Origin of the sequence: Candidatus Accumulibacter sp. ACC007, assembly GCF_907163205.1 — a bacterium.
Classification (GTDB): domain Bacteria; phylum Pseudomonadota; class Gammaproteobacteria; order Burkholderiales; family Rhodocyclaceae; genus Accumulibacter; species Accumulibacter regalis.
On sequence record NZ_CAJQUD010000005.1, the window covers coordinates 87194 to 99634 of the forward strand.

The 12441-nt window shown below is 64.8% G+C and carries 10 protein-coding genes; 5 read left to right on the forward strand and 5 right to left on the reverse strand.

The features are described from left to right. Positions 1–291: 291 nt before the first annotated feature. The 4 genes from QZ634_RS13445 to QZ634_RS13460 form a co-directional block, all read right to left on the reverse strand. Complete coding sequence (locus tag QZ634_RS13445) at positions 292–1047, reverse strand: N-acetylmuramoyl-L-alanine amidase (RefSeq protein ID WP_291989150.1); 756 nt, start codon at positions 1045–1047, stop codon at positions 292–294. Positions 1048–1165: 118 nt separating this feature from the next. Beyond that, a complete protein-coding gene (locus QZ634_RS13450) occupies positions 1166–1729 on the reverse strand; it encodes a plasmid pRiA4b ORF-3 family protein (RefSeq protein WP_291989152.1) in 564 nt (187 codons plus the stop codon). Positions 1730–1986: 257 nt separating this feature from the next. After that, positions 1987–3627: a 2,3-bisphosphoglycerate-independent phosphoglycerate mutase gene (gene gpmI, locus QZ634_RS13455; RefSeq protein WP_291989154.1), complete on the reverse strand. Its 1641-nt coding sequence runs from the start codon at positions 3625–3627 to the stop codon at positions 1987–1989. Between the two features lie 234 nt (positions 3628–3861). Further along, positions 3862–4782: a hypothetical protein gene (locus QZ634_RS13460; RefSeq protein ID WP_291989156.1), complete on the reverse strand. Its 921-nt coding sequence runs from the start codon at positions 4780–4782 to the stop codon at positions 3862–3864. Between the two features lie 276 nt (positions 4783–5058). Here QZ634_RS13460 and QZ634_RS13465 point away from each other — a divergent pair, with 276 nt between their 5' ends. The 3 genes from QZ634_RS13465 to QZ634_RS13475 all read left to right on the forward strand — a co-directional run bounded on the left by QZ634_RS13465 (position 5059) and on the right by QZ634_RS13475 (position 8749). Next, positions 5059–7767, forward strand: coding sequence for a cation-transporting P-type ATPase (locus QZ634_RS13465; protein WP_291989158.1), 2709 nt, complete (start codon positions 5059–5061; stop codon positions 7765–7767). Positions 7768–7799: 32 nt separating this feature from the next. Next, positions 7800–8219, forward strand: coding sequence for a hypothetical protein (locus QZ634_RS13470; RefSeq protein WP_291989160.1), 420 nt, complete (start codon positions 7800–7802; stop codon positions 8217–8219). A 74-nt stretch (positions 8220–8293) separates the two neighbouring features. Next, a complete protein-coding gene (locus QZ634_RS13475) occupies positions 8294–8749 on the forward strand; it encodes a YaiI/YqxD family protein (RefSeq protein WP_291989162.1) in 456 nt (151 codons plus the stop codon). A 30-nt stretch (positions 8750–8779) separates the two neighbouring features. Here the strand turns inward: QZ634_RS13475 and QZ634_RS13480 are convergent, their stop codons facing one another. Next, positions 8780–10120, reverse strand: a complete 1341-nt coding sequence (locus QZ634_RS13480; protein ID WP_291989164.1) for a TRAFs-binding domain-containing protein — start codon at positions 10118–10120, stop codon at positions 8780–8782. 272 nt (positions 10121–10392) lie between these two features. On the opposite strand from QZ634_RS13480, the gene QZ634_RS13485 reads away from it, so the two are divergent. Both QZ634_RS13485 and QZ634_RS13490 read left to right on the forward strand, forming a co-directional pair. Then, the gene (locus tag QZ634_RS13485; protein WP_291989166.1) at positions 10393–10626 is read left to right on the forward strand and encodes a hypothetical protein; all 234 of its coding nucleotides are present in this window, start codon (positions 10393–10395) and stop codon (positions 10624–10626) included. A gap of 316 nt (positions 10627–10942) precedes the next feature. Continuing rightward, the gene (locus QZ634_RS13490; protein WP_291989169.1) at positions 10943–12397 is read left to right on the forward strand and encodes a DEAD/DEAH box helicase; all 1455 of its coding nucleotides are present in this window, start codon (positions 10943–10945) and stop codon (positions 12395–12397) included. Positions 12398–12441 lie beyond the last annotated feature (44 nt).

The window sequence follows — 12441 nt, forward strand, 5'->3', positions numbered from 1 at the left end:
CACGCTCGATGGAGAGCTTTGAGGCCAACAAGCCAGACTCAATGATCGGGATCAGGGCTGCGGCAGCCCTGAGACGGTTGATTTCCGGAGTTGGAGGCGGAATCTGCTTCGACATGCCTCGAGTCTAGCGAAGGCCGCACCACGAAGTAGAGGACATATTTAACACTACGTCCAAGCCAGCAGCAATGAGGCGAGCGCGGCCGCGTCGTTTGTCGATCGCTGCGGGGCTGACCGACCGATGAGGCGGCCGACCTGATCGCCAGGCGCAAAGCGCTGGAGCAGCGTTTGGATTCAGGAGGCGCCTTTCGGGCGCTTCGCGACGACCAGGCACTGCATCAACTGTTGTTCCGCCTCTGTCGCTTCCCCTCCTCTATCAACGCCAAGAAAATGCCGCCGAAACGCCGCCAGGGCGGCGGCCGGGTCCGAAGTGTCGTAGCCGATGTCCTGGAGCGCAAGTTGAGGATCGAAAGATTCCGCAACCGGCATCGCCGCTGGTTCGCGGCACCACAAGCCAAACCCCTCCGCCGCCAGGCGCTCCCAGGGGAAGAGCCGACTCGGATCTATTTTTCGGCGTGGAGCCACATCTCCGTGCCCGAGGAAATTGTTCGTCGGAATCCGGTAGCGCTGCTGCAAGCCTTTCAACAGATCGAGGAGAACCATGATCTGTACTTCCGAATATGGTTCGGCACCCGTGTTGTCGAGCTCAATGCCAATCGACGCCGAGTTGAGATCAGTGTTGCCTGCCCAGTAAGAGATCCCCGCGTGCCAGGCGCGCCTTTCTTCATCGACCAGTTGGTATAGGGTACCATCGCGTCCGATCAGGTAATGCGAGCTGACTTCGCGGACCGGGTTGGTCAGCGTCCGGAGGGCATGCTCGACGTTGCTGCTCGTGGTGTCGTGGAGGATCACGAAATTTGGCCGCCGGGCATTGTGGTTTGGCGAGGGCACCACGATGGCCCGTTCAGAACCCGCCGGAAATCTGACGCATCCAGCCATCAAGACGCAGGCAAGGCCAAGCCAAGCCACCCGCAAAAGCTGATGAATCACGTCAGCCCCCCGGTTTCTCGCCCGCTTCCGCAAACCCGCAAACTCGTCCAGGCGAAGAATACGGGCCGGCCAGCCGCCTCCCGGATGTGAGGGCTTCTTGTCGCCGTAAGAAGGTGGATCATTTGATCCAGCCGTTCCACAACATGCGGGCGATCGCCGCGTTCGCCGCCGGTCGATCGAAACGGGCGGGATCAAAGTCCAGCCCCGCCCAGGTGCGTACCGGCTCGGTCTCCTCGCCGTACGGGTCGTTCTCGAAGCTGGCCACGAACTCCTGGTATTGACCAACGCCACCGGCATCCTCTGGCGGGCACGCACGCTCGCCCCCTTCGACGCCGACAGCGAGTCCGTCGTCGTATTGATTGGCGTGCTTCCGCACCTGCTCGACGCTGATGCGATGCAGCCAACTGTCGCCAAAGTCGTAGAGATACGTGAAGGTGGCGCCCGTCGCGAGCAGCCTGTCTAGTCGAACGCGCTTTTCGAACACGGTCGGGTGGTCGGGCTCGTCGAACTCTTCGTCCGGAACGCCGATTCTCATATCGCCGACGCGAAACTCGTGCAGATGAGCGTCGTGCCAACCCATCGCGGCCTGAATGACGTGGTGAAGCGTGGCGAAGCTCGCCTGCCCACCAATTACCAGCCGGCGCCAGATGAGTGGTGTCGTGTCGACGAGTTCGATCTTCAAGGTAAGCAGCGTCGAAGACGCTTTCTTGCGAGCAGTGGCCACGGCAGTTCCCTGAGCAAATATTCGCTCATTCTACGGAAGCTTTGCCCCGGCCCCAATCGATCCGAGAAGAGGCCCTGCAAATCCTGATCGCCACCCGGTTCTTCGGCGCGTCGATTTCCGGTGACCGCTGGCGTCGACACGGGTAGGGCAACTTGGCAAGCAGAACGGCCGCCTTGCGGCGGCCGTCTGAGCTTTCCTGAAACGCCCCTTCAGCGCTACTTGACGACCAGCAGGCTGTCATCCCACTTGACGTGCTTCTCGAAGCCGAGCAGGTTGGCGATCGTCGCTGCGATGTTTGAGAGGCCCGCGGTCTCACTCGCCTGTAGAGCAAGCTTGCCGCCGGAAACATTGTCGTAGAGGATGAGGGGCACCGGATTGAGAGTGTGCGCCGTCTTCGCCTTGAACGAGCCATCGGCATTTTTCGCCGGTTGCTTGCTCTTCTTGTCGATTTCGTACATCTCGTCGGCATTGCCGTGGTCGGCCGTGATCAAGGCAACGCCGCCCAGCGCGTCGATGACCGGCAGGAGGCGCGCCAGTTCCAGGTCAACCGCCTCGATGGCCATCGTCGCAGCACGGAAACTGCCGGTGTGGCCGACCATATCGCCGTTGGCGAAATTGCAGCGCAGCGTCTTGTACTTGCCACTTTTCAGCGCGTCGATCATGGCGTCGGCGATTTCAGCAGCCTTCATCCACGGACGCTGCTCGAAGGGCACCACGTCGCTGGGCACCTCCTGGTAGGTTTCACCGTCGAACTTGTTCGAGCGGTTGCCATTCCAGAAATAGGTCACGTGGCCGAATTTCTGGGTTTCCGAGCAGGCGAACTGGGTGATCCCGGCTTTGGCAAACCACTCGCCCATGGTGTCGAGGATCGCTGGCGGATCGACCAGGAAGCGCTTCGGCAGCTTGAGGTCGCCATCGTATTGCAGCATGCCGGCGTAGGTAACACTGGGCACGCGCAGGCGATCGAACTTGTCGAATTCGGCGTCTTCGAAAGCACGCGTGATCTCGATCGAACGGTCGCCGCGAAAGTTGAAGAACACCACCGCGTCGCCGTCATTGATCGTCCCGACGGGAACCCCGGCGCGCCCGATGACGAATGCCGGCAGGTCCTGGTCGATCGTCCCTGGGAATTCGGCGCGCAGCGCCTCGATCGCGGCGGCAGCACTGTCATATTGCGGACCTTCCCCGAGGACGTGCGTGTGCCAGCCCTTGTCGACCATGTTCCAGTTCGCCTCGTAGCGGTCCATGGTGATGTTCATGCGCCCACCACCCGAGGCGATACGGGCGTCGAAGCTGTCGTCGCTGGTCTCGGCCAGGAAGGCCTCGAAGGGCAGCACGTAGTCGAGCGCGCTGGTCTCGGGAACGTCCCGGCCGTCGAGCAGGATGTGCACCCGTACCGCCTTGACGCCCTCTTCCTTGGCGCGCGCGATCATCGCCCGCAGATGGTCGACGTGACTGTGCACGTTGCCGTCGGAAAAGAGGCCCAGGAAGTGCAGCACGCCGCGGCCGCCCTTGACAGCGGCGACGACTTCCCGCCACGCCGCACCCTGCCAGATCGAGCCGGCGGCGATGGCGTCGGCGACCAGCGATGCGCCCTGGCTGTAGACCTGGCCGGCGCCGATGGCGTTGTGGCCAACTTCGGAGTTGCCCATGTCGTCGTCGGAAGGCATGCCGACAGCGACGCCGTGCGCGCGCAGGGTGATGTTCGGATAATTGGCAAACAGGCGATCCAGGGTCGGCTTCGTGGCGGCAGCAATGGCGCTGCCGACGGCGGACTTGGCAATCCCGTAGCCGTCCATGACGATGGTTACAATCGGGCCCCGAATACCGGGGAAAGAGGCAGATTTCTGCAACATGATGGATTCCTGGGGAGTGGAGAGGTCAGAAGGTAGGCCGCAGGAACCCGAACAAGCGATAAGCCCGCGACGTCAGCTGCAGTATACCCCCAAGCCCGTCTGGCCGGGATCGGCGAGGAATCGTGTTCGCGCAGACGGGCAGCCGCCGACCCCGGCAGGAGCGAACAGATTGTCTTCTCATGGGCGGGCACGCCGGGCGCCAAGGCCCCACGGCGGCAACGCCGCCGGCACCACCTACGAAGGCTGCCGCAGCCTGATTCGGGTACGCACCCGCTTGAGCCTGATACGGGTGCGAGTGCGTTTGACCTTGGGCTGCTCGCCGCCCGAACTCGTCCGACGCGAGTGCCGGCGGCTGTGCGAGCTGGCAATCACCAGCGCCAGCTTACCGATCAGCGCCAGAACGACCAGGACCCAGAACAGAGGATACTGAACCATGCGGGAGCCCAGCTCGGCCAGCTCACGCACCGGATTGAAAGTACTGCGCGGCGCCTGCTGCGCGGCTTCGCGGGCAGCATCGAGCGCGGCGATCCGCCGCTCAAGCTGGGCCCCCGCTCCCTGGTTGAAGGCCACCGCAGTCTCGCCATGGCCCAACGACAGCTGACCGTCGCCAGCGGTCACGTGAAAACCTTGCACACCAAGCAGGGAAAAAGTGACCCGACCTTCGCCGTCGACGCGCGCGTCAAGGGCTTCGGTAATCACTTGAGCAAGCCCTTCCTCCATTCTGACAACGGCTGCCGCGATGTCCTCGACCAGAATTGGGCTAACCTGGTCGAGCTGTTCCGCGGGCAAAGTCACACGCGGCACAGACGATCCCGGCTGCCGTCTGGCAGTCACGTTGACCACCGAACGCAGCGCCCGTCCGAGCGGGTCGGCCTGCGCCGGGCTGGCAAAGTCTGCGTCCTGGTGTCCGACGGCCGGTGAGTCAACGAACAAGGGGACGGGCATCTCGCGGTCAATGCCGAGCAAGGAGCCGGTCGACCAGGGGTCGCCATTGGCGTTCGTGGCCGCCGGCAACTCGACGAACGCGTCGCGACCGACACCGGCTTTCGGTGCCAGGTCATAGTCGTCAAGAGGGTGCGCGGCCGCCTGAGTTGCAAGGAGGACCCCGACGAGAAGACCGGGGAACCCGCGCGGTCGCTTGAAACGTGCCATCATGCCAAGGATCCGAAAGATTCCGAAACATAGAAGCAAAAATCACGCCTATTTCTAACAGCGCTTTAAATCAAGCGCATTGCCCGCAACCCGGGACCAGCGATCTGGCCATTGTCAAGTTTCCCGACACCATCGCCCGGCGCTGGCGCGGCTGCCAGGCTACCGTGACAGAAGGGATGGGTGCGCAGGGGCGAGTCCAAGACTGCCCTATAATTCAGAAAAATGCACTGAAACCGCCGATCTTCCAAGACCAGCGGCCGGCCTTGACCAGAGGGAAGAATGAACGCGAAAACCCCGGAACGAGTCGCCTGGCATTTCATCGCCGCTGAGGAAGCGGCAACGCGCCTGCAGGCCAGCTACGACGAGGGATTGGCCGAAGGTGAAGTCCTCAGCCGCCGCGCCGTGCACGGCGAGAACCGGATCACCCCGAAAGCGGGCAAGGGACCGCTGCTGCGCTTTGCGCTGCAGTTCGTCCAGCCGCTGGTGCTGGTGCTGCTGCTGGCCGGCGCGGTCACTGCCTTCCTCGGAGAATGGGTCGACTCGGGCGTGATCTTTGGCGTCACCCTGATCAACGCGGCGATTGGTTTCATCCAGGAGGGCCGTGCGGAGGATGCCCTAGCGGCGCTGGCACGTTCGGTAAGCAGCGAAGTCACCGTCCTGCGCGAAGGCTGCAAGCAACGCCTGCCATCGACCGAACTGGTTCCCGGCGACGTTGTTCTGCTGGCGGCCGGCGACAAGGTGCCGGCCGACCTGCGCCTGTTCCGCGCCAAGGACTTGCAGGCCATAGAATCGGCATTGACTGGCGAATCGACGGCGGTGGCCAAACACGGTGACGTGCTGCCCGAAGCAACCGTCCTCGCCGACCGCTGCAATATGGCTTACGCCGGCACGGTGATGATCACCGGCCGCGGCGCGGGGGTAGTGGTGGCGACCGGCGACCACACCGAAACCGGCCGCATTTCGCAATTGATCGCCGAAGCCCCCGATCTGACCACACCCCTGACGCGCAAGATGGCGGTTTTCAGCAACTGGCTGCTGATCGCCATTGGCCTGCTGGCGGTGCTCACCTTCATTGTCGGCATGTGGCGGGGTTCTTCGGCTTTCGAAATGTTCATGGCCGCCGTCGCGCTGGCCGTCGGTGCGATCCCCGAGGGGCTGCCGGCGGCCATGACCATCACCCTGGCCATCGGCGTCGCGCGAATGGCCAAACGACGCGCAATCATCCGCAAGCTGACGGCGGTCGAAACGCTGGGCAGCACGACGATCATCTGTTCCGACAAGACCGGCACGCTGACCGAAAACCAGATGACCGTCCGCGAACTCTACGCGGGCGGCGTGCAGACGACGGTCAGCGGCAACGGTTACTCGCCGGAAGGCAAGGTCGGCGACGGCGCGGCGATCGGCGGCGCCTTGCGCGAGTGCCTGCTCGCCGGAGTGCTGTGCAACGACGCCGCGCTGAGCAAGGAAGACGCGGACGGCGAACACGGCGAGCAATGGGTCATCGTCGGCGACCCGACAGAGGGCGCGCTGCTCGTCGTCGCCCGCAAGGCCGGCCTCGACGAAACAAGCCTGCACAAGAGCTTCCCCCGCCTCGACGAAATTCCCTTCGATTCCGCGCGTCAGTACATGGCCACGGCGCACGAAATCGACGGCCAGCGCGTGGCGTATTTCAAGGGCGCTCTAGAACAGTTGCTGCCGCGCTCGCCACAGATGCTCGACGCGTCCGGCCAGCCGGTGGCGCTGCGCCACGACGAAATCGAAAATGCGGCGCGCGCCATGGCCAGGGAGGGCTTGCGCGTACTGGCGATCGCCCGGCTGGCCAGCGTCAGCAATGGCACGGCGACGGCGCTCGACGAGGACAGTGCTGACGCCGGCCTGGTATTCATTGGCCTGATCGGCATGATCGACCCACCGCGTCCGAAAGCGATTGCCGCGGTGGACACCTGTCACGTCGCCGGCATCACGGTCAAGATGATCACCGGCGATCACGCCGTCACCGCGCTGTCGATCGCCCGCCAGCTCGATATCGCCAAGGAAGGAGAGACGGCGCTCACCGGTGTCGAACTGGCGGCGCTCGATGACCAGGCGCTGCGCCGGGTGGCCCAGGAAGTCAACGTCTTCGCCCGCGTCGAGCCGGAGCAGAAACTGCGTCTGGTACGGGCGCTGCAGGCGAACGGCGAGGTGGTAGCGATGACCGGCGACGGCGTCAACGACGCGCCGGCGCTGAAGCAGGCCGACATCGGCATCGCCATGGGCCTGGCCGGCACCGAGGTGGCCAAGGACGCCGCCGACATGGTCCTCACCGACGACGATTTTGCGGCCATCGAAGCGGCCGTCGAGGAAGGACGCGGCGTCTACGACAATCTGGTCAAATTCATCACCTGGACGCTACCCACCAACTTCGGCGAAGGGCTGGTCATCCTGGCGGCAGTTCTTGCCGGCGCCACCCTGCCGATCACGCCGCTGCAGATTCTCTGGATCAACATGACCACCGCCGTTTTCCTCGGCCTGATGCTGGCGTTCGAGCCGATCGAGGAGAACGTCATGCAGCGCCGCCCGCGCAGGCCGGGAACGCCGATTCTCGACGCCGCGCTGGTCTGGCGGATCGTGCTGGTCAGCCTGCTGCTGCTGGCCGGCTCCTTCGGGCTTTTCCTGCGCGAACTGTCGCTGGGCAATCCGCTGGCTGAAGCACGCACCGTCGCACTCAACGTCTTCGTCGTCGTCGAAGCGATGTACCTCTTCAACTGCCGCTCGCTGACCCGCTCGGCGCTGCACGTCGGCCTGTTCTCCAACCCGGCGGTCTGGTACGGTGTGCTGACCATGGCCGTGCTGCAGGCGCTGCTCACCTACCTGCCGCTGCTCAACCGCCTGTTCGCCACGGCGCCGATCGGCCTGCGCCAGTGGCTGGAGATCGTTGCTGTCGGTTTGTTCGCCTATCTTGTCGTCGGCGTCGAGAAGCGGCTGCGCGAGAGTCGCCAACCACGCTGATCCCAGCCACTCACCTGAAAGCCTCCCACCCGATGAAACAGACTTTCGCCATGCTCGCCCTGATCTCGCTGGCCGCAATGACCTGCGGCAGCGCCGCAGCGATGTCGACCGACACCGTCGCCCAGGAGATGGCCTCGCTGTCGCTCGGCCACCCAGTCGCCGCCGGCGATCCGGCCGTGATCAGAACGCGAACGATGCTCGAGCAGGTCAGCAAGCGCAGCGGTGATGACGCTACGGCAATCTTCGCTGCCTGCCGGCGCTACGCGGGTCATCTGCGCGACGCCGCGCAGATCAAGGCCAGCCAGCTCGAGCTGCTCGCCGCCCTCGATACCCATGGCAAGACCGGTGAATCGATCAACGATACCCTCCAGGCCTATGTTGCCGCGCGCAAGGCGGCAGCGGACAAGACGCACGCCACAGCCATGGCGGCGCTCGCCAGGCAGAAGAAATAGCCCCAGCCCTGGGTATGCGGCAAGCGAAGCGCCGCCTTCGCGACCCGTAGCGGCCTTCATGAAGATAGCAAAGAATGCAAATCTGGGTTGACGCCGACGCCTGCCCCGGCGTGATCAAGGAAATCCTCTTTCGCGCCGCGCAGCGGACACGCATCATGACCACGCTGGTCGCCAACCAGATGCTGCGCGTGCCGCCCTCGCCGTACATCCGCGCCCGGCAGGTGCCGTCCGGTTTCGACGTCGCCGACCAGCGCATCGTCCAGGACGTGCAGCCGGGCGACCTGGTGATCACCGCCGACATCCCGCTCGCCGCGCTGGTCATCGAACGCCAGGCGCACGCCCTGAATCCACGCGGCGAGTTCTACACTCCGGAAAACATCAGCGAACGCCTGAGCATGCGCAACTTCATGGAAGAACTGCGCGGCAGCGGCGTCGACATTTCCGGACCGGCGGCTTTCGGCGCCAGCGACCGGCAGGCTTTTGCCGCGCAGCTCGATCGCTTTCTGGCCAGGCAGAGCGCGCCGAAGTAGTGGCCCAGGCGGCCAGCGCCGCCGCGCGCGTCAGCCGGCAGAACGCTTGGTGAGTTCGTCCTCGATCATTGCCGCCCAGGCGACTTCGTCGTCACGCAGCTCACGCGCGGCGCGGATCAACGCCAGGTTGCGGGCCGTGGTTTCCGCTTCCCATGTTTCGCGAACCGCGGCCAGGGCGTTGCCCGCGGCCTCGATCGCCGCGCCCTCGTCCTTTTGCAGGACGGCCAGTTCGAGCAGCGTCGCATGGTCCCAGTAATCGGGCGTTCCCTTGGCCAGGCGCCGCTTGACCGCATAGCTGACAACCGGCAGCAGTTCAAGCCGGCGCGGATCGGGCGGGTTCTTCAGCTCCATCAGCGTCACCGCGTTGATGCCCGGATAGGCGTCGCGCCAGTCGGCTTCGAAACCCAGCAGATAGGTGTCAATCGCCTTGCTCAGCCAGCCCGCAGCCTTCAGCAGGTCATTCGCGTTGCGGGCCTCGTCCCAGCGATCCTTGTACACGCGTCCGAGCAGCCCATTGGTTTCGCTGCTCGGGCCGCGCTCCTTGATCAGTTCGGCCAACAACTGTTCGGCTTCGTCGCGGCGCTTGAGCCGATTGAGGGCAAAGCCCAGCTGTTCGCGCACCAGCACGCTGCGCGCAAGCGGCGCCGGCATCTGCGCCGCCAGCTCGACCATCGCCTGCCAGTCACTGAGCGCGCGATACGAGAGAAAGAGGTCGACGACCACCCCCGATTCGAGATTCTGCACCTCGCCAAGTTCGCCAGCAGCTTTCTTGAGGGCGTCCGTTCCGGCGCGGCGAGCGTCGGCGAGCCGCTTGCGCGCCTCGACCGCATAGTGCGCCCGATCACGGAAGACGTCGGTCTTCAGGCGCGCGATATCGGGAGCGGTGTAGCCATCGACCAACTGGAATACCGGGCTGTCGGTATTCTCGTCACCACGCGCGGCCTTGGCGATTTCGAGCAGCTTGCGCAAACCCTGGCGTGCGCCCTCGACATCGCTCGGCTTGCCGTCCGCCGCCAACTTGTAGGGCAGCGCGCGCAGAGGCGCAACATCAAAAGGCATGCGCTCGCTCCCGGCGTAGAGCAGCACCGTGGTCGAGGGGCGAACACCGTGGCGCAGACCGAGCTCGTAGAAGACGTTGGCGTTGGCGCCGGTGAGGTCGGCAACGGCGAAGTCACAGAGAATCAGCCGCTCGTACATCGGTTTGTGAATCACCCCGCCGCTGACCTCCTGGTCGGCACGCAGCGCTTCCAACCCCGCCGCCTCGATGGCCGGCGCGATCAGGTCGTGGTAAACGGCATCGAAATCGACAGTGACTCCGGACGGTATGGGTTTCTTGCCGAAGGGCATGAGTACGAAACATAGCGGCAGCATCGCTGTTCTCCTTGGAAGAAATGGCGATTTACCTTGCCTTGAGCCTCATCACCGGCCCTGCCGGCGACACAGCGCGATCGCCCGGCAGAGTGCCTGCAACTGGCAGGCTCCGCCATCCTGCCCATTCTGAACCCGGTCGCCACCGTGGCCAAGTACCATTGCCTGGGGCGCGCCGTACCCGAAGCGGGGAGCGAGCATGCGAGTGCCGCCATCGCCAAAGCAGCTTTCCCGGATTAACATTCGCACCCACACCAGACTTGAAGGAACAGGAAATGGACGCTGAATGGGTTCTCACCACCCTCACCGACGCCATGGAAGCGCTCGAAGAAGCGATCGGCGAACTGGAATCGGATCCAGACGCGGTCGACGAGTTGCTGCCACAGTTGCTGCCAGCGGTCTACGCCAAGCTCAACTACGCTTGGAATAGCCGCGAGTTGGGGCCGGAGGCGATTGAAAAGCTCGACCACGACGAACTGGTCGGCTTTCCGAAGGATTTGCCGATGTGAGCGGCGTGATGGCGTGCCTTGGCCGCGGAGGCAAAACCGGCCATCGCGCCAGAGGAGAGTCATTCTGTAGATCGTGCATCAGCCAGCCGGCGCGGGGATCCGGCAGCGTCGATCGCTTGCCGGCTGCGCATGCGCGACGGCCTTTTTTCGTGATGCGGCAACAAAGCGTGTATAGTGCCGAGCAGAACTGAGCCGCGTTTCATCCGGTCGGCAGCTCGGTCCTCTCGCGGTTGATCCCCCATCGGCACCTGCCGATCGCCCCGCGGCACACCCCTCCCCCAAAGTTCCAAACGCCTGAACCGGCTCTGTTGGCATCATGCCGCAGCAGGTCGTTCACCGGAGATTCACCTTGACTCAATCGTTTTCCGTTCTCGGCCTGTCGGCCGAGCTCACCCGTGTTGTCGCCGAACAAGGCTACACCGACCCGACGCCGGTACAGGCGCAGGCCATTCCACTCATTCTCGAGGGCCGCGACGTCCTCGCGGGCGCGCAAACCGGCACCGGCAAGACCGCCGGTTTCACGCTGCCCCTGCTGCAACGCCTGGCCACCATGCCCGCCCGTGCGGACGCCAGCGCCCTGCCACGCCAGCGTGTGCGGGCGCTGATCCTGACCCCGACGCGCGAACTTGCGGCGCAGATCGAGGAAAGCGTACGCACCTACGGCAAGTACATGAAACTGAAGTCGACGCTGATCTATGGCGGCGTGAACATCAACCCGCAGATCGACGCCCTGCGCCGTGGCGTCGACATCCTGGTCGCCACACCCGGGCGGCTGCTCGATCACCTGCAGCAGAAGACGCTCGAACTGTCGAACGTCGAGATCCTGGTGCTCGACGAAGCCGACCGCATGCTGGACATGGGCTTCATCCGCGACATCCGCCGCGTCCTCGCGGTGCTGCCGGCGAAACGCCAGAACCTGCTCTTCTCGGCGACCTTCTCGGAAGAGATCCGCAAGCTCGCCGACGGCCTGCTGCACAACCCGGCGATGGTCGAAGTCGCACGCCGCAACGCCGAGTCCGAGCTCGTCGCGCAGCGGGTACACCCGGTCGATAGCTGGTGCAAGCGCGACCTGCTGGTGCACCTGGTGTCGTCGGGCGACTGGAAACAGGTACTGGTGTTCACGCGCATGAAGAGCGGCGCCAACCGCCTCTCCGAATATCTGTGCAAAGCCGGCATCGAGGCCACCGCGATCCACGGCAACAAGAGCCAGCCGGCGCGCACGCGTGCCCTGGCCGGTTTCAAGAACGGCACGGTGCGCGTGCTGGTGGCCACCGACATCGCCGCGCGCGGTCTGGACATCGAGGAGCTGCCGCACGTGGTGAACTTCGAGCTGCCGAACGTCCCCGAGGACTACGTCCATCGCATCGGTCGCACCGGCCGCGCGGGTAGTTCGGGTGAAGCGCTGTCGCTGGTTTCGGCCGAAGAGCGCCCGCTGCTGGCGGCGATCGAAAAGCTGCTCACCCGGCGCATTGAAAAACAGGTCGTCGAAGGCTTCGAGCCTGGCAAGACAGCTGCCCCAGCGGTGGCAACGCCCGCGCCACGCGGCAGCCACGACGGCAACCGGCGCGGTGCCGGCCCCGCTCGTGACGGACGCGCACGCACGCCGGCCAAGGCGGCGACGCCACCGGCGCGACCGGGAGCGACGCCGTCCCCCGCCCGCGCCAATCCGACCACGCCGCACAACCCGCCGCGCGCACCGCAACGTCCACGCGCGGAGAGCGGCGTCGCCACGGCGGCACTGTTTCGCAGCCCGGCGCGGCGCGGCGGCTGAGGCCCCGCGGCTGCGGATGCCGGTGCCAACGTCAACCCGGCTTG